We start from the raw sequence: 19,163 nt of genomic DNA on the forward strand, positions 1-19,163 counted from the left end.
TTTTGATCGCCAGCAATTTCAAGGGTTTGTGCGGCTGGTTTGGGGGATAGCAGGAGCCTTGGACGGGCACAGCGGCAGTCAGAAAACCCCCATCTCGATCCCTGCGCCGAGGGCAGCCCCAAGCTCGCGGCATTTGGCGAGGTCTTCTTCGGGCATCGTCTTTTCCGCGAGGATTTCCGCTTCCGTCTGGGCGTGCGTGCAGATGATCAGGGGTGGTTGGACCTGTTTCAGCCGCCATCCGGTGGCAATGCGGGCCGCCTGACGCGCTGCGTTCTCGCCATCCGAACCGGCGCAGATCATCAGGCCATAGGGCCGGCCTTCGATCTCGCCGAGGACGGGATAGTAGCAGCGGTCGAAGAATTCCTTCATTTCGCCCGACAAGGCCGCGAGGTTTTCCGGCGCTGCGAAGAGATAACCCTCAGCGGTCAGCAGGTCTTCTGGGCCGGTGTCTTCCGCCCGCTTCAGCAATGTGTCGGTTTCGTCGCGTGCAGCGCCTGCGGCGGCCTCGGCCATCTGGCGCGTGCCGCCGGTGCGGGAATGATAGATGATGAGAAGCTTGGTCATGCCCCTACATTCCAAGCGTTGCGCTGTGGGGCAAGGGGCATGAGGCCAGGAACAAAGGGGCCGGTGCGGGAGGGGGACCGCACCGGCCAGGTCAAGGCGGCGGGTTAACCGGCCTTGTGCCATTCAAATTTTGCGAATGGCGCATCCACCGGCGTCTGCGCCAGATGATTGGTGTAGTTCGAGATGGTCTTCTGGGAGACGCCCAGCACGACTTCGAGGATCTGGCGCTGGGTGTAGCCCGCATCAAGGAAAGCCTGCACGGCGGCGTCATCGACATTGCCGCGATTGCGCACGACGCTGAGCGTGAAGGTGCGGAGCGCTTCGAGCTTGTCGCTTGGCAGGGGCGTTTCGTTGCGCAGGGCATCAGTAATGTCTTGGCTGACACCCATGCTGCCCGCGATGGCGGTGTGGGCCGGGACACAATAGTGGCAGTTATGCTCGACATTGATGGCCTGCCAGACAACGGTCAGCTCATCCTTGTCGAAGCTGGATGCCTGGAACAAATCACCCAGTTCCTTGTAGGCTTTCAGCAGGCCCGGTGCCTCGGCCATGACGGCGTAGAGGTTCGGGACGATGCCCATGCTTTTCTTGGCGCCAGCGAGGATCTCGCGGCTTTCTGCGGGGGCGGTGTCTTCGGTGTGGCGGGTAAATTCGGTCATCTGGGGGGGCTCCTTGCATTGGATGATTGTGTGCCCGTTCGTCGGGGCCCACCTCATCTGGGAGGCCGCGCTGTGAAACCAAGATCTTTTTTGAGCGATCACTCAAATGTGAGCGGAAAGGCGAGACAAGACCGGTTTGCGGCCCTATCTTGAGAACATGACACGTATGCCTGCCTATGATCGTGATGCCGCGCTGGAAGCCGCCATTCGCCTGTTCTGGGCGAAGGGCTATCATGCGACCTCGCTCAAGGATCTCGAAAACGCCCTGAACATGCGGCCGGGTAGCATCTATGCCGCGTTCAAGAGCAAGCAGGCCCTGTTCCTTGCGGCGATGGAGCGATATTTCGAGAAGATGCAAGCCGGGTTTCGCGCGCACATGGCAGAGGCAGCTTCGCCTCTGCATGGCCTGACCAGCTTTCTGTGCGCCTATGCAGAGGATGGATCCAGCGTGCGGGTGCATGCCTGCCTGCTACTCAAGACATTGCTGGAGGCGACAACGACGGATTTCGAGATTGCCGATCCTGCGCGAGACTATCTGGACCGGATGAAGAGCGAGTTCGAAGCGGGGTTCTCCGATGCGCAGGCTGCCGGCGAGTTTCCGGACACGGCAGACACCGCGCGTCTGGCGCGACGATACCAGGCGGCACTGACATCATTGCAGGTCGAGTTACAACGAGGTCTGTCCGGCGAAGAATTGGCCGGGTTTGTCGAGGATTTGGTAGAGCCGTTCGATCGGCTGGCGGATCATTCTGCCGGGACGGGCGTGAGCGCCTCTTTCCAGTCATCCATGGCGTGACGATTGTCGTGGTCCCAGGGATGGAAGCCGGGCTTGAACCAGGACAGCCAGACCTTCCAGCCGCGTCCGAACAGGGCCGGTTTCTTCCAGAGGAATTGCTTCACGGCGCGGTCGGCCTCTTCGCGTGTATAGCCGTCGGCTTCCAGCAGCTTGGCGGAGAAATTGGCGATATTGGCAGTGAAGTGTTTCGTGATCAGCAGCATGGACAGGCTGCGCCGGAAATAGCGTTTCAGCGGTGACCAGCCCTTGGTGACCTCCAGAAAGACATCGTAGGCAACGGCCTTGTGCTCAGTCTCTTCCATCGCATGCCAGCGCCAGAGGCGCTCCAGCGCCGGGTCTGTCTTGCTGAACATCGCCACACCATCGATCTCGGCATCGAACATCAGATCGGCCATCATGGAGGTGAAGTGCTCGAGGCAGATCGTGGCCATCAGCATACGCATCGGTCCGCCGGCGCGGCCGAAATTGACCCGCTCCAGGATCTCCGCCTCAATCTCTGCAACGGGATATTTTTCGCGGTCGATCTTGTTGTTCAGCAGGTGATGCTCGCGCGAATGGATGGCTTCCTGCGTGATGAAATCTTTCACATCCTCGGCCAGCTTGCCCGAAACCTCGCCGCGATAGGCTTTCACCGCATCCATGAACATGCGTTCGCCGTCCGGGAAGGTCAGCGACATGGCATTGTAAACGGCGGTGGCGACGGGGTTGCCGTCCAGCCAGGGGCGGCCATCATCGGCGGCGGACATGTCAAAGCGCAGGTCGCGCGGCTGGATGGTGATGTCTTCGGGGGTGCGTTTGCGCGTCATTGTGTTTACTGCTTTCTGGTACAGAACTGGCAATCGTCTTGTCGCAGCAGGTAACACTACTGACAAAAATGTCAATAAAGAAAAAAGAACCCTCGCCCAGAATCCGTCGAACGCCGGAGGAATCGCGCGCCAATATCCTTGCTGCGGCGGAGACGCTGCTGGTCGAACAGGGGCCGCAGACGCTGCGCCTGGCCGATGTGGCAAAGGCGGCGGGCGTGGCGAATGCCACCGTGCTGCATCATTTCGGATCCATCGACGCCGTTCAGCAGGCCCTCATGGAGCGGATGATTGCCGATCTCGTGGACGCGATCATGGCAATCGAAATCCCCGCCGATGCCCCGGCAGAGGCGCGCGCCATAGGCCTGAAGACCTTGTTTGATGCGCTGGAGTCGCGCGGCGCGGCGCGGCTGGCTGCCTGGCTGGAACTGACGGATGAGACCAGCCGCCTGACCGTGGTGCGCGAGGCGGTTCAGGAAGTGGCGCAGAAAAAGATCTCGCAGGGCGGCATCCCCTCAGAGCTTGCCGAGGACATGATCCTGATGAGCGTGACCCTCGCTCTCGGCACCGGCCTGTTCGGCCCGTCCCTCGGCACACTGATCGACAAGCCCCCCGAACGCGCACGGGAGCTGACACTGCAAATGCTGATGGGATATTTCGAAAAGCTGGCGGGGTAAAGAGGTGAGCACTCATGCTGAGCGAAGTCGAAGGACGAGCGCGGGCGGGCAGACAACAAGGTGGACTACGATTGCAGGTCGTTCGGTTCTCGCATTTTCAGGAAGCTCTCCGAATCCAGCGCTTCGGGTAGGGCCAGTATGTAAACGACCTTATCTTTCACCGCGCCTTCTGCGTGCAGGGTTCGGGCCGGTACGATGACTTTGTCGCCTGCCACGACGGTTGTGCGGACACCTGTCCCCGCGTCCAGGAAGTCTGTTTCCCCCTCCATGATGTAGGCGTGCACTTCTTCGGAATGCCAATGTGGGTCCAACCCAGCCGATGGTGGAGACACGAAGGTTGTGGGCCAGGTTCCATTTCGTTGCACGTCTTCCATGACCTCGGAAAGCGACGAAAAGAACTGATGGTGAAATTTCACTGACATACGAAGCGCTCCTAGCATTGAGGCGCAAAGTATGGATCGTGCAGTTATCGAGATAAACCTAGCCAGTTGCATCATATTCATGCAGGAATTGCATCATGCAGATCACGGCGCTTCAAACCTTTGTCGATGTGATGAAGCTTGGCAGTTTCGCCAATGCGGCCCGCTACCGAGATGTCGACCCATCATCAGTGTCCCGCGCGATTGCCGGACTGGAAGAAGAGTTGGGATTTCGACTATTTCAGCGAAGTCGGCGAAAGCTGGCACCGACGGAAGCTGGTCAGAGCTATTTTGAGCAAATAAGAAACCTTATTGAAGATCTCGATCACGCGCGGCAGAAAGCGCAGGATCTGGCGACAGAGCCACAGGGCCTGCTGCGGATCACGGCCTGTACGTCGCTGGGGCAGCGCGTAATCGCGCCACTTCTCAAGAAGTTCATGGACCGTTATCCGGCGCTGTCACTCGAACTGGTACTGACTGATTCACAAGTCGATCTCGTCGCCGATCAGATCGATCTCGGGATTCGGTTCGGTCCCGAACCGGACGGCGAGATGTGCGCCACCAAACTGGTTCCGCGAAAATTTCAAATCTGTGCGAGCCCGTCTTATATCCAGCGCAATGGCGGGCTGCTTCACCCAAGAGATTTGTCAGAGCGTGAGTGTGTCCTGTTTCCGCTCCCCGGATATCGCACGCACTGGCTGTTTCGTGACGCCGCAGGCGAAGCTTTTGAAGTTCCGGTCAATGGACGGCTACTCGTCTCGCATGGTCTGACGATGACCCAGTGCGCTCTGGCCGGGTTGGGGCCAACATTGCTACCAGATTGGCTCTGCAAGCCGGAGCTGGAAGCTGGTGATCTGGTAGACCTGTTTCCCGATTTCGAGTGCGCCGCAAATCAATTCGGAACGGTAGCCTGGATGGTTCATCCGTCAAGGCGCTATGTACCTCACAAAGTGGAGGCCTTCATGCAGTTCCTGCGTGAAGAAATCTGACGCGGAAACTTGCATTGAAAATTCGTTGCGTACCGTGACTGCTCTGAGCAGGTGCTGCCGGACAGCGGTAGGTACGGGCTTGATCATCCGAGCTTTACCGCCGCCTCTTCAGCAAAATAGGTGATCACGCCGCTCGCGCCCGCGCGTTTGAAGCACATGAGCGACTCCATCATGACGCGATCTCCGTCGATCCAGCCATTCTGGGCGGCGGCCTTTATCTGGGCGTATTCGCCGGAGACCTGGTAGGAGATGGTCGGCACACCGAAGGTGGAGCTGACGCGTTGCACAATGTCCAGATACGGAAGGCCGGGCTTGACCATGACCATGTCGGCGCCTTCGGCAAGATCGAGCGCGACCTCGCGCAGGGCTTCATCGGAATTGGCCGGGTCTTGCTGATAGGTTTTCTTGTCGCCCTTCAGCGCGGCGGCCGAGCCGATGGCGTCGCGATAGGGGCCGTAGAATCCGCTGGCATATTTGGCGGCATAGGCGAGGATCATCTGGTTGGTGAAGCCTTCTTCCTCGAATGCCGAACGAATCGCGCCGATGCGGCCATCCATCATGTCCGACGGGGCGACGATATCGGCGCCCGCGCCGACATGGACCAGCGCCTGCTGGACCAGTTTATCCGTAGTCGCATCATTCGGGATGGTGCCGTCTTCGTCCAGCAGGCCGTCATGCCCGTGGCTGGTATAGGCGTCGAGCGCCACATCCGTGATCAGGCCGACTTCGGGCGCAGCATCCTTCATCGCCTTCAGGGCGCGCGGCACGAGCCCGTCCGGGTCCAGCGCGCCGGAGCCGGTCTCGTCCTTGCCGTCTGCGCCAATATAGGGAAACAGCGCGATGGCCGGAATGTCAAGCTCTCGCGCGCGAATGGCGGCCTTGGCGGCGTCCTTGACGCTCAGCCGATCAATGCCGGGCAAGGAGCCGACGGGCATGCGATCTTCGCCATCATGGACGAAGACGGCCCAGATCAAATCAGCGGGCGTCAGCACGTTTTCGCCAGCGAGCGAACGGATCCATGGGGCCTGGCGCAAGCGGCGCATGCGGGTGGCGGGGAAGGCTTGGGGGAATTGGGTCATGTGAGCCTCATTGGTCCAAAATCCGGATGGCTACAACCAGCCAATTTTACGCACCATGAAACAGCGTTTGGAAACGTCGAGTTCTTCGGCCTGGATGCGTTCCAGTTCCAGCATCCACTCGGCCATGTCGCTGCGTCTGATCTCGCGGAAGCCATGCTTGGCGTAGAACGGCGCGTTCCAGGGCAGGTCGCGGAAAGTGGACAGCGCAATGCGGCGCAGCTTGCGACGCTTCGCTTCGTCGATCACACGGGTCAGCAGAGCCGCGCCAATGCCGCGCTGGCCCTGATCCGGATGGACGCTGATCTGGTCAAGATAGAGCATGCCGCCGCGCAGGGAGACCAGCGCGAATCCTACCGGCGCGCCGGTGTCCAGCCGCGCGGTGAACAGGTCGCCATTCTCTGCAGCGCTGGCAAGGATGTCGATGGGTACATGGTCTTTCAGGGCTTCTGCGGACAATAGGCCGGTTGGAGCAAACAGGGCGCTGGCGGCGCGGTCCACTTCGGCCAACACGCCGACTTCGGACGCGTCCGCATCATCGATTCCATAGCGTGTGCTGGCGTGTTGCATTGACATTGCGCGCTGCCCATTCAATTCCCGTGGAAACCTCTTACGCCAAAAAACGGGGAATTAACAATGAGTGCTTTGTTTTCCGACGAACAATTGATGATCCGGGACATGGCCCGCAAATTTGCCGAGGCGCAATTGCTGCCGCATTCGGAAGCATGGGACCGAGACAGCCACTTCCCGGTCGATGTTATCAAGCAGGCGGCCGAGCTTGGCTTTGCGGGGATTTATGTGTCTGAAGAAGTCGGTGGCAGCGCCCTGACGCGCACCGATGCGGCCATGATATTCGAGCAGTTGTCCTATGGTGATGTCTCTACGGCGGCATTCATTTCCATTCACAATATGGCCAGTTGGATGATCGACACGTTCGGATCGGACGCGCAGCGCCAGGCGTGGGTGCCGCGGCTGACGCGTATGGAGTTGATCGCATCATATTGCCTGACCGAACCCGGTGCGGGATCGGATGCTGCCAGCCTGAAGACGCGCGCAGTGAAGGATGGCGATGATTATGTCATCTCCGGCACGAAACAATTCATCTCCGGCGCGGGCACGTCTGACGTTTACGTCTTGATGGCGCGCACTTCCGACGACGGCGCCAAGGGCGTGTCGGCCTTCATTATCGAGAAGGACACGCCGGGGCTGAGCTTTGGGGCGAATGAGCGCAAGATGGGCTGGAAGAGCCAGCCCACGCGGCAGGTGATGCTGGACGGCGTTCGCGTGCCAGCGGCAAACCGAATTGGCGAGGAAGGTCACGGCTTCCGATTTGCGATGGCAGGGCTGGATGGCGGGCGGCTGAATATTGCGGCGTGTGCCCTCGGCGGTGCGCAACTCGCGCTCGACAAGGCGGTGGCCTACGCGAAAGAGCGCGAACAGTTCGGCAAGGCGATTGCGACCTTCCAGAACACGGCGTTCAAGCTGGCGGATATGGAAACCGAGCTGCAGGCAGCGCGGGTCATGCTGTACGAGGCGGCCGGACGACTGGACGGCAAGTCGCCGGACGCGACGCGTTGGTGCGCGATGGCCAAGCGCTTTGTCACGGATACGGCGTTCAAGGTTGCGAACGACGCCCTGCAGATACACGGCGGATACGGCTACCTCGCCGATTATGGTGTTGAACGGATCGTGCGCGATTTGCGCGTGCACCAGATTCTGGAGGGTACGAACGAGATCATGCGCGTCATCATCTCGCGGGACATGCTCAAGGATTAGGCCTTTCGGGCAATTTCTCAAACATTACCGATATTTATAGCGTTTCGCGGGTGCGGGGAAGGTTTTCATGCCGTCCGTATCTGGACAAGCGGCGGTGGCTGCGCTGTTCTTTCATTCTGGTAGAGTGCAAGAGAAGGAGGGCTGGCGATGCGTATGGTCCGTAAGCTGTCGATTGTGGCCGGATTCGCTGTGCTGGGCGCGTGCGCCAGTGCGCCGCCCAATCTGAATGACAATCAAATCGTCCGGGGTGAGCGCGTCGGCGAGGTCGAGTTGGGTATGAGCCTGATCGAACTGTTCGCCGTGATGGGTACGCCGCGCCACACAACGCCGATCGAAGGCACGCGGGCAACGACTTACACCTATGATGGACTCATCATCGCAGCGGATGAAAATGTCTATTGGATCATCGCGCGTGACCCGCGGTATCGCACGGATATAGGTGTGGGGACCGGCGCGGAGCAGATCCTGGCGCGTGGAGCCTATGGCAAGCCGAAATGCGTGGTCACCAAGGGCGATGAGACGCTGTACGACTATAGCGACATCTATTTCGGCGTCGACAACAAGAGCGGCAAGGTCACCAAGGTCGGCATCATGCGCGATACCCAGACTTGTGACGGGTAAGGTGGCACACTGAGCCCTGACGGGCTGTCAGCCCGGAAAGCGATTGAACCTCAATCCGATATGCGGCACCGTGCGGCTGTGGTTCAGCTGATCGGAAGAGGTGCGCTTGTGCGGGGATTGAAGAGTCTGGTTTTGGCGATGGTGGCGACGCTCGTCCTTCCATTAGCGTGGGCGCAGTCTGGGAATTGGGCCGAGGAAACCGGATCGCTTGTTCACAAGGAGGGATTTGTTGACCTCTACCTGGATGCGGATGGCGGGCGCGTTCTGGTCGCGCTGCCTGCGCTGGACGCGGAGGGCGTTGCCCTGCGCGCGATCCAGGCGACAGGGCTGACGGCGGGACTCGGGTCCAATCCGATCGGGCTGGACCGGGGCCGCGCCAATGCCGGTGAGATCGTGGCCTTCCGCAAGGTAGGCGACAAGGTCATCGCGGAGATCGAGAACTGGACCTATCGCGCCAGCGCCGACAATCCGCTGGAGCGCAAAGCCGTGCGGGATTCCTTTGCGCGCAGCTTTGTCTGGTCGGGTGAAATTCTCGGCACCGGACCGGAGGGCGAATTGTTGGTGGACCTGTCGTCCTATCTGACGCGCGACACGATGGATGTGCGCGCGCGGCTGAAACAGCATCCCAAGGGCGGCGCGTTCCAGATCTCGAAGGACTTGTCCATGCCGGACGTTTCGGCGGCGCTGGCCTTTCCGGACAATGTCGAGTTTGATGCCTTTCTGACGCTGAGCAGTGACGAACCGAAAGCGGAAGTCTGGGCCACGGCGGCTGATGCGCGCTCTGTGACGCTGGTGCAGCACACATCGCTCGTGCGCTTGCCGGATGACGGCTACACGCCCCGCATGTTCGATCCACGCAGCGGTGCGATTGACGTCGGCTACTATGATTTTTCCGCGCCCCTGAGCGGACAGGTTGGGCAGTCCTTCGCACGCCGCTTTCGGCTGGAAAAGCAGGACCCCACTGCCGCGAGCAGCCCCGCAAAAGAGCCGATTGTCTTCTATGTCGATTCCGGTGCGCCAGAGGAAATCCGTGCCGCCCTGATTGAAGGGGCATCCTGGTGGGCCGAAGCGTTCGAGGCAGCTGGTTTTCCGGACTCCTATCGCGTGCAAGTCCTGCCCGAAGGCGCCCATCCACTTGATGTCCGCTATAATGTGATCCAGTGGGTGCACCGCCAGACCCGCGGCTGGTCCTATGGTGGTGGACTGACCGATACGCGTACGGGTGAAATGCTGAAAGCCAACGTTATTCTGGGTAGTCAGCGTGTGCGCCAGGACAGGATGATTTTTGAAGGACTGGCGGGCGCATCAAAGACCGGCACTGGCGCGGCGGATGATCCTGTCCAGATCGCTCTGTCCCGTATTCGCCAATTGGCTGCGCATGAAGTTGGCCACACGCTTGGCTTCGCCCACAATTTTGCGGCGTCCTCGAATGAGCGCGCGTCGGTGATGGATTATCCGGCACCGCTTGTTTGGGTTGGCCAGAATGGGGAGCTGGATTTCTCAGCTGCCTATGATGTCGGAATCGGTGAGTGGGACATAGTGTCTGCAATGTGGCTCTACCGGCAATTTCCTGATGGCACGGACGAGAATGCTGCAGGAGACGAACTGTTGGAATCGGCCTGGGGAAGCGGACTGCGATACATCGATGATCCGCAGGGGCGTGGCGTGGGTACCGCGCATCCCTATGCGAGCGTCTGGGACAATGGCACAGACCCTGTCGCCTCCCTGACGGAGGTGATGCGGGTACGGAAAGTAGCGCTTGAACGGTTCGGCCTCGGCGCGCTGCAGCCAGGCGAGCCCACCTCGCGCCTGCGGGCGGTGATCGTGCCGGTCTATCTTTATCATCGTTATCAGGTGAACGCAGCGGCGAAGATGATCGGCGGTTATGATTTCCACTATGCCGAAACGGGGCAGGCCAATATTGGCGGAGCGCCTGTGCCAGCAGATCAGCAACGCGGCGCGCTCAGTGCGCTGGTGGCAACGCTGGATCCGGCCGTGCTTGATCTGCCAGACCGGACGCTCGACCTGTTGACGCCGCCGCTGGTGTCGTTCCGTGGGGCGGGCGCGGGGGCGGAATATTTCCCAGGCGAAACCGGGGCGATGTTTGATCTTCTGACAGCCGCTGACACATCGGCCTCACAAACCTTGGGCGCCTTGCTGCATCCGCAGCGCGTTGCACGCCTGATCGAAACTGAACGCCGCGACGCGAACGCGCTGAGCTATGGTGATGTCTTGCGCGAAGTGGAGGAGGCGCTGTTCAAAGATGCTGACACGCCACGTCAGGCGAGTATCCTGCGGCGCGAGCAAGTGCGGTACGTTTCCGTACTGATAGACCTTGCCGCAAACACAAATGCGACGCCTGAAACGGTGATCCAGACCAATGCATATCTCAGCGCTCTGGCGCGCCGGATTGTGTCCCGTTCGCGGCGAGCTGATCCAGCGGATGTGGCAGTGCGGGACGAGCTCTCCCGTCGTATTACCGCCCATCTCGACAGGCCATCTCTACCCGTCATGCCGTCCACACCTGAAGTCGATATCCCGCCCGGCAGCCCCATTGGCGCAGGCAGCGCCGAAGCTTGCTGGCATTGCGATACGGCGCTGTTACCACGCTAGGCGGAGGGTTCATTTGAGAAGTTCCTGCCTCCTCACCCTGCCGCTACAAAGGGAATGGATCAGATAAACTCGACACCGGTCTCGCGACCGAGTTGCCAACGCCGCTGACACAGGCGCGGTTGTTTACTGTTGGGCAGACGGATCGAGAAGGTTTCCGGCAGATTGATTTCCTTGCGGGTCGCAAAGCGGACTCCGCCGGATGAAATGTTGCGAATATCGCACGGCACCGAGCGCAAGAAACCCAGTTTCAGAATACCTTTGGCGATCACCGGAGTGCGGCGTCCACGCAGCTCTGCGCCGGGAAGGTCGGTCTGTCTCATAGGCGAAGAATAGTCTCAACGAGTAAACATTGCGGTTTGCTATTGCCAGGAATTTCCAATCGGGATTTGCGGACTGTTAACGTCCTGACGCACGAGTCGGGCTTGATCCGCGAGGCGTCGAATGTAGGGGTAGGCGAAACAGATAATGATCGGCGTAAAGCGCCTGAGACAAAGGGATAAAGCATGTCGAATGACGTATCGGTGGAGACCCATCGCGGTGTGGGACGAGTTACGCTGACGCGGCCAAAGGCGTTGCATGCGCTGAATGCACCTATGTGCGACACTATCTTGGCCGCCTTGGAACGCTGGGCGGCAGACCCGACCGTTCATTTGGTCATGATCGACCATGAAGAAGAAACGCGCGGGTTCTGCGCTGGCGGTGACATTCGCATGCTGGCCGATAGCGGCGCGGGGGATGCGAGCGAGGCGCGCGCTTTCTTCAATGTCGAATATCGGATGAATGCCGCGCTGAAGACCTTTCCCAAGCCGGTGCTGGCGATCATGGATGGTGTGACCATGGGCGGAGGGGTCGGCCTGTCTGTGCATGGCTCTCACCGGGTTGCGACCGAGCGCACGCTGTTCGCCATGCCGGAGACCGGGATCGGCCTGTTCCCGGACGTGGGGGGTGGCTGGTTCCTGCCGCGCCTGTCGGGCTATCTTGGTACATGGTTGGCACTGACGGGGGCGCGTTTGAAGGGCGCAGATGTCGTTGCGGCCCGGGTGGCGACGCATTTCCTGCCATCGGAATTGGTGCCGAACCTGAAAAAGCAGATCGAAGGCGCGGATTTCTCCGTCGGTGCCGCCGAAATGCTGAACGAGATCCTGCGCGGCATGACCCATCCTGTGCCAGCGGGCAGCTTTGCGGCGCATAGCGATTTGATTGATGATTGCTTTGCAAAGGACACCGCCGAGGAGATTGTTGCTGCGTTGGACGCGGCTGACAATGAGTGGGCATCCGAGCAGGCGGCGACCATTCGAACGAAGTCCCCAGAGACTGTGAAGGTTGCTCTTCGTCAGGTTCGAGATGGCGCCAAACTTGATAACTTTGAAGAGAACATGCGGATGGAGTACCGCATTGGCTGGCGCAAAGTGCAAAGTCATGACTTCCTTGAAGGCGTTCGCACGGTCATTATCGACAAGGACAATGCTCCGAAATGGAAGCCGGCCACGCTGGAAGAGGTCAGCGATGCGGACGTGGCGAGATATTTCGAACCATTGGGCGACGATGAGTTGACCTTTGGGGATTGAGCGCGAGCCAAGGCCTTGAAATAGTGGCCACACTCAAAGTTGGGGCGATTCAGGAGCATGTATGCGCGGACAAGTATTGAAGGCTGACTCTGTGGAGGGGCTAGGCCTCATCCTCGGAGACGATGGTGTGCGCTACAATTTCTCTCAGGCACAGGTGCGGGACAACAATCGGCTCGTCCAGGGACATGTTGTCGATTTCGTCGGTATGGGTGACGAGGCGCGCGATATCTATTTGCTCCAGGCTACCGGACAACCCTCTACGCAGCCAGTTCCGCCGCAGCCCGTTAGTCAGGGGTATGCGGGGGCTGCACCCTATGCGCAGCCCATGGCAGTCAAGAGTGACGGTATCTGGACGTACTTTCTCAGATGTCTGTCATCCAGCTATTTCAAGTTCAATGGCCGCGCACGCCGCCAAGAGTATTGGGGATACATATTGTTTTCGATACTTGCGCTCATCTTGGCGTTTGTTGTCGACACGATCCTTACCCTATCAATATTTGGCGTCGACGACTCCGAGGGATACTTTCTCCCTCTCTTCACCGCGCTTTGGATACTTTATACCATCATTCCGGGTATAGCTGTCACCGTACGGCGCTTCCATGATCAGGATCTGTCCGGCTGGATGTACCTGCTGAACTTGATTCCCTATGTCGGCGGCCTGATCGTTTTCGTATTCATGCTGATCGACAGTCGTGCAGAGCCGAACGTGCATGGGCCTAGTCCGAAATACGGCATTCGCGGCACGGTCGACACGTTCGCTTGAGCGAATACTTTCATGATATCCAAACCTGACAGGCCCAAATCGTTACGTAATAGTAACGGTTAATGTATTCGCGTGGATATTAACCTTCTACTCTTGAGAAAAGGGCATGCTTATCAATTCATTAGGATTGCTCGTGTATTTCTACTCAAACTACAACAAAAGTTGAGTGAATAGTTGAGTGGTGATGAAAATGATGATTGCAGAAGCGCAGGATACTGCGAACAATTCGTTGGGCGAGTCTTTCCTGAAGTCTTTGTCTTTGCTTGAGCAGGCGCACCGTCGTCTTCATGATGTTGTGAAGGACGATCTGGAGCGCGGCGGCGAGCGGTCGCTGACCGGCGTTCAGGCATTGTTGCTTTATGAAATTGGCGAAGGCGAAGCCCCCGCATCTGTTCTTCGGGCTCGTGGCGCCTTTGCTGGCACCAGCCTCTCCTACAACGTCAAGAAACTCCAGGAAGGCGGCTATCTGATCCAGACCCGCTCCGAAGATGACAAGCGCACCGTCACGCTCAGCCTGACCGAGCGCGGTCTAAAGGTTCGCAAACGGGTCGAGGCCCTGTTCGAGAAGCAGGCCGGCGCGCTTGAGCCAACGGCCAGCGTGCGTCCGGATGACCTGTCGCAACTGAACAAGACCATCTCGCGCCTTGAGCGCTTCTGGTCCGACCAGATCCGGTTCCGCCTCTAAGCGCGCGGATTACATGGACGACTAAAAAAGCCCTCGCGAATTTGGCGGGGGCTTTTTCATTTTCATGGATTCCACGCGAGACAGAAAATGGTTTTCAACCCCAGATTTCTTCACTAGGTTTCTCTGCGATGAGGGGATTTGGGGTTCTTTTTCTCGGGCTGGCATGGGCCGCACCCGCTTCGGCAGGGCCTTGGTCCCAACCGCATGAAGGTTGGTATGCCGAGGCCGTCGGCACTGAAGAGGAGCTGGAAGGCGTCCGTGGAAACCGCGTTTCGCTCTACGGCGAGTATGGCTTCGCACCGAATTGGACGGTTACCGCAAAATCAGAGGCGGTGGCCTATGAGGTCGGCAGCCAGTTCAACAAGGAGTTCTGGCGCGCCACGCTGCGTCGGCAACTGGTCACCCACAAGGGGTGGGCCGTCGGCGTTGAAGGCGGCCTGGTTCATGGCAGCTCCCTGGCCGGCGTATTCGGATGCGACGAGTGGGGCGCCGAAGCCCGCCTCAGCGGCGGCCTGTCTGGCCTGCGGGGCGGTCGCAACTTCTATGTCTTCGCGGATGCCGCTGTGATCCGTCATGAAGATGGCTGTGTCCGCCAGCGCGCCGAGTTCGGCTATGGCGTCGATATCTGGCAGGACTTCTTTGTAAGCCAGCAGCTTTGGGTCGAGCGCGGGAACGAAACGGCGGATTCAAACAAGTATGAGACCAAGCTTGGCTATCATTTCGGATGGGCCGATGTGGCGGTCGGGTATCGAGAGGAATTTGCCGGAGAGTTTGACGAGCATGCTGTGCTGCTCGCCCTTATCCTCCGGCATTAATCACACCAGTCTATTCCGCAGGGACGTCTTCCGGGGTAGCTTCGGCGGTGAAGCCGGTCTCACTCATCAGATAGGCGACAACCGCCAGGCGGTCGTCCGGTTTGCGTACACCCGCAAACGTCATGCGGTTGCCAGGCAGGAAAGTGCGCGGGTTCTCCAGCCAGTGATCGACCTTGTCGGGCGTCCAGATGAAGTCGGCTTCTTGTAGGGCAGGGGAATAGGCAAAGCCCTCCAGTGTGCCGGCCTCGCGACCGAACAGCCCATGCAGGTTCGGGCCAACGAGGTTGCCGCCGCCTTCCGCCGTAATGTGGCAGGATTGGCAGAGCTTCCAGGTGCGGCGACCTCGCGCATAATCGGCGGTATTGTACGGGGCGGGCAGGGCCGCGAACGGTGATACCGCATCAACCGCCGCTTCAGCGGGGGCAGCGGCGGGCGCCGCTTCTGCCGGGGCCTTCGCCGGAGGTGCTTCCTCGGCCGGGGTGTCATTTGCAGGCGCATCTGAGCCGCCACAAGCGGTGAGCAACACTATTGCGGCGACGGCGAGGGAAGAAGTCAACTTCATGGAATTTCAGGCTCCGGAATGTTCCGGCGCACTTTGTGGGGTAACCGCACGGAAGGCAACCGGCCTGCGTCAACTGGACGCCGGGCGCGGGCCGGACATACCCGCCTTGGCTGGTCCCTGTTGAAACCGTGCGGGCAGGCGGGGACAAAGCGCGTCAGCCGGGGTATTGTAACCAGATGCCTGATTCCGTCCGCCCTCGCCCCGAGATTCGCAAGCTGCCACCTGATGTCGTGAACCGGATCGCGGCGGGCGAAGTGGTCGAGCGCCCGGCGGCTGCCGTCAAGGAATTGGTCGAGAATGCTCTGGACGCTGGCGCTCGCCGTATTTCTGTCTCCATCGAAGCGGGGGGCCTGAAACGGATCATCATCGAAGATGATGGCTGTGGCATGTCTGCCGACGATCTGCTCGTCGCGCTGGAACGCCATGCAACCTCCAAACTCGTGCCGGATGCCGGCGGGCGGGTGGATTTGCTGAACATCCACACGATGGGCTTCCGGGGTGAAGCGTTGCCGTCGATTGCCTCGGTCAGCCGCTGCAGCATTTCATCCCGCGCGACCGGCGAAGACGCAGCCGAAGTCTTTGTTGAGGCGGGACGGATGGAAGGCCCTCGCCCGGCGGCGTTTACCGGGCGCGGCGAGACTGGCACCCGCATCGAAGTGCGCGACCTGTTCTATGCGACTCCCGCCCGGTTGAAGTTCATGAAAGGCGAGCGCGCCGAAAGCATGGCTGTGACTGACACGATCAAGCGTCTCGCCATGGCCAATCCGCATGTTGATTTCTCGCTGGAAAATAATGGCCGGAACTCGATGCGCTATGCCGCTGAAGCCGAAGGCGCCTCCGGCCAACTGGCCCGGCTCGGCGCAATCATGGGACGTGATTTCCGTGAGAACGCGCTGGAGATTGATGCCGAGCGCGAAGGTGTTCGCCTTGCTGGCTTTGCCGGCCTGCCGACGCTCAATCGCGGCAACGCCCAGATGCAATTCCTGTTCGTCAATGGCCGGCCCGTGAAGGACCGTATGCTGAATGGCGTAATCCGCGCCGCCTATCAGGATTTCCTGGCGCGCGACCGGCACCCGTTGGCGGCGCTGTTTGTTGATCTTGACCCGGAATATGTCGATGTGAACGTGCACCCCGCCAAGACCGAGGTGCGCTTCCGCGATGCGGGGAATGTAAGAGGTTTGATGATTGGCGCACTGCGTCATGCGCTGGCCGCGGCGGGACACAGAGCGTCGACCACGGTCGCGAATTCTGCGCTCGGCAAGGTTCGGATCGAAGAGGCCACGTCAGCCAATCTCTGGTCGTTGCCATCTGCGCCAGAGCGACAGGCTTCCCCCTCTTCCTATTATCGCCAGCCATCGGGCATTGATTTCGACCAGCCTCTTTCGCCCTCTGGCGATGTGATGGCGGGGCTGCAAGAAGCACCACCGCCTGCCTATCGACATGATGCCGCTCCGTCCGCACGGGTGGAGCCGGAAGTCGCGCCCGCGCAAGGTATGTCTTCTGACTTTCCACTCGGCGTCGCCCGCGCTCAGTTGCACGAAACCTATGTCGTTGCGCAGACAGCGGATGGCATCGTTATCGTGGATCAGCATGCCGCTCATGAGCGGCTGGTCTACGAAGACATGAAACGCCAAATGGCTGCGGGCGGGGTAAGGCGTCAGGCGCTGCTGATCCCGGATGTGGTGGAGCTTACTGAGGACGAGGCGACCCGCGTGCTCGAGCGCGCCGACGAGTTGGCTGAGCTGGGTCTGGAAATCGAACCTTTTGGGGCCGGCGCGATCTGTGTACGGGCCACCCCCGCCCTGTTCGGGGAAATGGACGCAATGGGCTTGATCCGTGATCTCGCCGATGACTTCGCCGAATATGATGCGGGCCTCGCGCTCAAGGAGCGGTTCGAGGAAGTCATGGGGAACATGGCGTGCCGCGGTTCAGTGCGAGCCGGACGACGACTGAATGGCGAGGAGATGAATGCGCTGCTCCGCCAGATGGAAGCGACGCCACATTCCGGCCAGTGCAATCATGGGCGGCCGACCTATGTGGAGCTGAAGCTCGCCGACATCGAACGCCTGTTCGGGCGGCGGGGATAGGCTCTGTGGACGCCTTGATCTTTGATTGCGATGGGGTGTTGGTCGACTCCGAAACAATCTCCATCGCCACTGAACGGGAAATGCTCTCTGGCTGGGGGCTCGACTATCCGTTCGAGATTTTCGTTTCGCGTTTTGTCGGCCTGCACAATCGGGACTTCCATGCGGCTCTCGCGGCGGATGCCATTGAGCGTGGACGCCCCTTGCCTCCGGATTTTGCCGACCAGTTGCAGGCGCGCATCTGGCAACGCTTCGAAACGGATCTGCGCGCGATTGAAGGTGTGTTGGACATTTCCGCCGCGTTCTCTGGGGCGCAGGCAGTGGCATCGTCTTCCGAGGCACCAAAGCTCGTCCGTAAACTTCGTCTCACTGGCCTGTACGATACTTTTGCGCCGCACATATATTCCTCAGACCTCGTGACCAATGGAAAGCCTGCGCCTGACCTGTTTCTGCACGCAGCCGAACAGATCAGTGCCCGGCCCGACAAATGTGTCGTACTCGAAGACAGCGTGAATGGTGTGACAGCCGCGCGAGCCGCCGGGATGACAGCGTGGGGCTTTACGGGCGGTGGTCATGCCGATGCGGGGCTTGGCGACCGGCTCAGGGCGGCGGGCGCGCAGGATGTGTTTGCGTCGCATGCGGAGATATCTGCAGCGCTTGCCAGCTGACCCTTTCAGGCTTTCGGGAAAACGTCACGCAGGGATGCCCACTCCGCTTCGTGTGAGCCGTGAAAATTCGGCTTACTCTCATCTGTCAGCCGACCACGCGGCGGGGTATAGCTGTCGATCTGGCGAACCGGATTTTCGCGCCACTGAATGTTCACGGCCCAGAGTTTCGGGAAGAAGTATAGCGTTGAATAAGGCAAATGGTCGTGGATCCACCAGGCCAGTTTCTGCCAGTCCCCTTCTGCGTGGAAAGCATCGGAGAAGGCTGGAATAACGACGCAGGCGGTTGCACCCATGTTTCCTTCGGCATCCCGCCGGTCCCAGATATGATGGCCGTAATTGCTTTCGTTCGAGGCGCAATTGTAGCCCTTCTTCTTGTCCCGCTGCATCTGGTTGCCAAATCCATTCACTTCAGCAGAGCGATAGGCGGACCGGATGGCGATGCGCCCGAAAACGTCCTGCAAGGGTTCCAGCAATTCCGTGCAGAGCTTCGTGCCGGCGGTAATGGCAAGGTCCGGATCATCGGGAACGTTCGAGAAGCCGTGAAGCGCGGCGATATCCGAATACAGGAAGTCGCGCATGAAGAAAGAGCGTGACAAGCGCGCACGTCCAAACTCCGCAAGTGCATCGACGCTGGACGGCCTTCTCATGGTCGTTTCCAGTCGCCGCTCGGGACGTTAGTCCTCGTCGCTGACATCGGCTGCGACCACTTCGTACATTTCCGGCGTGCATGTGCCCTCGGTGATCTGATCGCGTTTCAGCGTCAGTGTCTCTCCGACTTCCGGCAGCGTGCCCAAGTAGGAGGCCGGGACCCACAATTCTCCCTCGGGCCCATCGAACAAAGCGCCGTCTTCATCGACTTCGGTCACCGTTGCCGAGATGATTGTGGTTTCATAGCTGCACGGTCCGCCTACGATTGGAGGCGTAGGCTCACAGGCGATCAGCGGCGCGATGAGCGCGATGGCGGCAAGGTGTGTACGCATTTATGTCTCCCGCATTGGTCTGTGGACGCTACAGCGATCCGGCGG

Annotated in this window: 22 protein-coding genes; 12 read left to right on the forward strand and 10 right to left on the reverse strand. The window is 59.9% G+C overall.

Annotation, left to right across the window (positions count from 1 at the left end):
* Positions 1-78: 78 nt before the first annotated feature.
* Positions 79-564: a flavodoxin family protein gene (locus tag CFA77_RS05895; protein ID WP_206992653.1), complete on the reverse strand. Its 486-nt coding sequence runs from the start codon at positions 562-564 to the stop codon at positions 79-81.
* Positions 565-668: 104 nt separating this feature from the next.
* The gene (locus CFA77_RS05900) at positions 669-1,223 is read right to left on the reverse strand and encodes a carboxymuconolactone decarboxylase family protein (RefSeq protein WP_206992654.1); all 555 of its coding nucleotides are present in this window, start codon (positions 1,221-1,223) and stop codon (positions 669-671) included.
* A 157-nt stretch (positions 1,224-1,380) separates the two neighbouring features.
* On the opposite strand from CFA77_RS05900, the gene CFA77_RS05905 reads away from it, so the two are divergent.
* Positions 1,381-2,019 (forward strand): TetR/AcrR family transcriptional regulator, encoded by a 639-nt coding sequence (locus CFA77_RS05905; RefSeq protein WP_206992655.1) that lies wholly within the window; start codon positions 1,381-1,383, stop codon positions 2,017-2,019.
* On the opposite strand, the gene CFA77_RS05910 is transcribed toward CFA77_RS05905, so the two are convergent.
* Entirely contained in the window at positions 1,968-2,825 is an 858-nt protein-coding gene (locus CFA77_RS05910; protein ID WP_206992656.1) for a metal-dependent hydrolase, read from the reverse strand. The two genes, CFA77_RS05905 and CFA77_RS05910, sit on opposite strands and share 52 nt — an antisense overlap.
* Positions 2,826-2,893: 68 nt before the next feature.
* Between CFA77_RS05910 and CFA77_RS05915 the strand changes: the two genes are divergently transcribed.
* Positions 2,894-3,499: a TetR/AcrR family transcriptional regulator gene (locus tag CFA77_RS05915; RefSeq protein ID WP_206992657.1), complete on the forward strand. Its 606-nt coding sequence runs from the start codon at positions 2,894-2,896 to the stop codon at positions 3,497-3,499.
* A gap of 65 nt (positions 3,500-3,564) precedes the next feature.
* Here CFA77_RS05915 and CFA77_RS05920 read toward each other — a convergent pair whose 3' ends face one another.
* The gene (locus tag CFA77_RS05920; RefSeq protein ID WP_206992658.1) at positions 3,565-3,921 is read right to left on the reverse strand and encodes a cupin domain-containing protein; all 357 of its coding nucleotides are present in this window, start codon (positions 3,919-3,921) and stop codon (positions 3,565-3,567) included.
* 95 nt (positions 3,922-4,016) lie between these two features.
* On the opposite strand from CFA77_RS05920, the gene CFA77_RS05925 reads away from it, so the two are divergent.
* On the forward strand, positions 4,017-4,907 hold the full coding sequence (locus CFA77_RS05925) for a LysR family transcriptional regulator (protein ID WP_206992659.1): 891 nt from the start codon (positions 4,017-4,019) through the stop codon (positions 4,905-4,907).
* Between the two features lie 83 nt (positions 4,908-4,990).
* Here CFA77_RS05925 and hemB read toward each other — a convergent pair whose 3' ends face one another.
* Complete coding sequence (gene hemB / locus CFA77_RS05930; protein WP_206992660.1) at positions 4,991-5,986, reverse strand: porphobilinogen synthase; 996 nt, start codon at positions 5,984-5,986, stop codon at positions 4,991-4,993.
* Positions 5,987-6,016: 30 nt separating this feature from the next.
* Positions 6,017-6,553 carry a GNAT family N-acetyltransferase gene (locus CFA77_RS05935; protein WP_206992661.1) on the reverse strand — a complete coding sequence of 179 codons (537 nt, stop codon included), beginning with the start codon at positions 6,551-6,553 and terminating at the stop codon, positions 6,017-6,019.
* 66 nt (positions 6,554-6,619) lie between these two features.
* Between CFA77_RS05935 and CFA77_RS05940 the strand changes: the two genes are divergently transcribed.
* The 3 genes from CFA77_RS05940 (at position 6,620) to CFA77_RS05950 (ending at position 10,993) form a co-directional block, all read left to right on the forward strand.
* Positions 6,620-7,759, forward strand: coding sequence for an acyl-CoA dehydrogenase family protein (locus tag CFA77_RS05940; RefSeq protein WP_034813961.1), 1,140 nt, complete (start codon positions 6,620-6,622; stop codon positions 7,757-7,759).
* Positions 7,760-7,906: 147 nt separating this feature from the next.
* The gene (locus CFA77_RS05945; protein ID WP_206992662.1) at positions 7,907-8,380 is read left to right on the forward strand and encodes a hypothetical protein; all 474 of its coding nucleotides are present in this window, start codon (positions 7,907-7,909) and stop codon (positions 8,378-8,380) included.
* 108 nt (positions 8,381-8,488) lie between these two features.
* Entirely contained in the window at positions 8,489-10,993 is a 2,505-nt protein-coding gene (locus CFA77_RS05950; RefSeq protein ID WP_206992663.1) for a zinc-dependent metalloprotease, read from the forward strand.
* Between the two features lie 59 nt (positions 10,994-11,052).
* Here the strand turns inward: CFA77_RS05950 and CFA77_RS05955 are convergent, their stop codons facing one another.
* Positions 11,053-11,313, reverse strand: a complete 261-nt coding sequence (locus tag CFA77_RS05955) for a hypothetical protein (protein ID WP_206992664.1) — start codon at positions 11,311-11,313, stop codon at positions 11,053-11,055.
* Positions 11,314-11,496: 183 nt separating this feature from the next.
* Here CFA77_RS05955 and CFA77_RS05960 point away from each other — a divergent pair, with 183 nt between their 5' ends.
* From CFA77_RS05960 to CFA77_RS05975, 4 genes are all read left to right on the forward strand, one after another.
* On the forward strand, positions 11,497-12,561 hold the full coding sequence (locus tag CFA77_RS05960; RefSeq protein WP_206992665.1) for an enoyl-CoA hydratase/isomerase family protein: 1,065 nt from the start codon (positions 11,497-11,499) through the stop codon (positions 12,559-12,561).
* Between the two features lie 61 nt (positions 12,562-12,622).
* Positions 12,623-13,324 (forward strand): DUF805 domain-containing protein, encoded by a 702-nt coding sequence (locus CFA77_RS05965; protein WP_206992666.1) that lies wholly within the window; start codon positions 12,623-12,625, stop codon positions 13,322-13,324.
* 184 nt (positions 13,325-13,508) lie between these two features.
* Positions 13,509-14,009 (forward strand): MarR family winged helix-turn-helix transcriptional regulator, encoded by a 501-nt coding sequence (locus CFA77_RS05970; RefSeq protein ID WP_034813952.1) that lies wholly within the window; start codon positions 13,509-13,511, stop codon positions 14,007-14,009.
* A 128-nt stretch (positions 14,010-14,137) separates the two neighbouring features.
* Positions 14,138-14,824 carry a hypothetical protein gene (locus CFA77_RS05975; RefSeq protein WP_206992667.1) on the forward strand — a complete coding sequence of 229 codons (687 nt, stop codon included), beginning with the start codon at positions 14,138-14,140 and terminating at the stop codon, positions 14,822-14,824.
* A gap of 10 nt (positions 14,825-14,834) precedes the next feature.
* Here CFA77_RS05975 and CFA77_RS05980 read toward each other — a convergent pair whose 3' ends face one another.
* Complete coding sequence (locus CFA77_RS05980) at positions 14,835-15,386, reverse strand: cytochrome c family protein (RefSeq protein WP_206992668.1); 552 nt, start codon at positions 15,384-15,386, stop codon at positions 14,835-14,837.
* A 176-nt stretch (positions 15,387-15,562) separates the two neighbouring features.
* Between CFA77_RS05980 and mutL the strand changes: the two genes are divergently transcribed.
* The gene (gene mutL / locus CFA77_RS05985; protein WP_206992669.1) at positions 15,563-17,473 is read left to right on the forward strand and encodes a DNA mismatch repair endonuclease MutL; all 1,911 of its coding nucleotides are present in this window, start codon (positions 15,563-15,565) and stop codon (positions 17,471-17,473) included.
* 5 nt (positions 17,474-17,478) lie between these two features.
* Positions 17,479-18,138, forward strand: a complete 660-nt coding sequence (locus tag CFA77_RS05990) for an HAD family phosphatase (RefSeq protein WP_242517503.1) — start codon at positions 17,479-17,481, stop codon at positions 18,136-18,138.
* Between the two features lie 5 nt (positions 18,139-18,143).
* On the opposite strand, the gene CFA77_RS05995 is transcribed toward CFA77_RS05990, so the two are convergent.
* Entirely contained in the window at positions 18,144-18,785 is a 642-nt protein-coding gene (locus CFA77_RS05995) for a hypothetical protein (protein WP_206992670.1), read from the reverse strand.
* Positions 18,786-18,812: 27 nt separating this feature from the next.
* Positions 18,813-19,118: a hypothetical protein gene (locus tag CFA77_RS06000; protein ID WP_206992671.1), complete on the reverse strand. Its 306-nt coding sequence runs from the start codon at positions 19,116-19,118 to the stop codon at positions 18,813-18,815.
* Between the last annotated feature and the right edge of the window lie 45 nt (positions 19,119-19,163).

Source organism: Hyphomonas sp. KY3 (assembly GCF_017309975.1).
Taxonomy (GTDB): domain Bacteria; phylum Pseudomonadota; class Alphaproteobacteria; order Caulobacterales; family Hyphomonadaceae; genus Hyphomonas.

Excerpts from the sequence above, each read along its gene's own strand:
- CFA77_RS05895 (WP_206992653.1), bottom strand. The coding sequence starts at position 564 with ATGACCAAGCTTCTCATCATCTATCATTCCCGCACCGGCGGCACGCGC.
- CFA77_RS05900 (WP_206992654.1), bottom strand. The coding sequence starts at position 1,223 with ATGACCGAATTTACCCGCCACACCGAAGACACCGCCCCCGCAGAAAGC.
- CFA77_RS05905 (WP_206992655.1), top strand. The coding sequence starts at position 1,381 with ATGACACGTATGCCTGCCTATGATCGTGATGCCGCGCTGGAAGCCGCC.
- CFA77_RS05910 (WP_206992656.1), bottom strand. The coding sequence starts at position 2,825 with ATGACGCGCAAACGCACCCCCGAAGACATCACCATCCAGCCGCGCGAC.
- CFA77_RS05915 (WP_206992657.1), top strand. The coding sequence starts at position 2,894 with ATGTCAATAAAGAAAAAAGAACCCTCGCCCAGAATCCGTCGAACGCCG.
- CFA77_RS05920 (WP_206992658.1), bottom strand. The coding sequence starts at position 3,921 with ATGTCAGTGAAATTTCACCATCAGTTCTTTTCGTCGCTTTCCGAGGTC.
- CFA77_RS05925 (WP_206992659.1), top strand. The coding sequence starts at position 4,017 with ATGCAGATCACGGCGCTTCAAACCTTTGTCGATGTGATGAAGCTTGGC.
- hemB (WP_206992660.1), bottom strand. The coding sequence starts at position 5,986 with ATGACCCAATTCCCCCAAGCCTTCCCCGCCACCCGCATGCGCCGCTTG.
- CFA77_RS05935 (WP_206992661.1), bottom strand. The coding sequence starts at position 6,553 with ATGCAACACGCCAGCACACGCTATGGAATCGATGATGCGGACGCGTCC.
- CFA77_RS05940 (WP_034813961.1), top strand. The coding sequence starts at position 6,620 with ATGAGTGCTTTGTTTTCCGACGAACAATTGATGATCCGGGACATGGCC.
- CFA77_RS05945 (WP_206992662.1), top strand. The coding sequence starts at position 7,907 with ATGCGTATGGTCCGTAAGCTGTCGATTGTGGCCGGATTCGCTGTGCTG.
- CFA77_RS05955 (WP_206992664.1), bottom strand. The coding sequence starts at position 11,313 with ATGAGACAGACCGACCTTCCCGGCGCAGAGCTGCGTGGACGCCGCACT.
- CFA77_RS05960 (WP_206992665.1), top strand. The coding sequence starts at position 11,497 with ATGTCGAATGACGTATCGGTGGAGACCCATCGCGGTGTGGGACGAGTT.
- CFA77_RS05965 (WP_206992666.1), top strand. The coding sequence starts at position 12,623 with ATGCGCGGACAAGTATTGAAGGCTGACTCTGTGGAGGGGCTAGGCCTC.
- CFA77_RS05970 (WP_034813952.1), top strand. The coding sequence starts at position 13,509 with ATGAAAATGATGATTGCAGAAGCGCAGGATACTGCGAACAATTCGTTG.
- CFA77_RS05975 (WP_206992667.1), top strand. The coding sequence starts at position 14,138 with ATGAGGGGATTTGGGGTTCTTTTTCTCGGGCTGGCATGGGCCGCACCC.
- CFA77_RS05980 (WP_206992668.1), bottom strand. The coding sequence starts at position 15,386 with ATGAAGTTGACTTCTTCCCTCGCCGTCGCCGCAATAGTGTTGCTCACC.
- mutL (WP_206992669.1), top strand. The coding sequence starts at position 15,563 with ATGCCTGATTCCGTCCGCCCTCGCCCCGAGATTCGCAAGCTGCCACCT.
- CFA77_RS05995 (WP_206992670.1), bottom strand. The coding sequence starts at position 18,785 with ATGAGAAGGCCGTCCAGCGTCGATGCACTTGCGGAGTTTGGACGTGCG.
- CFA77_RS06000 (WP_206992671.1), bottom strand. The coding sequence starts at position 19,118 with ATGCGTACACACCTTGCCGCCATCGCGCTCATCGCGCCGCTGATCGCC.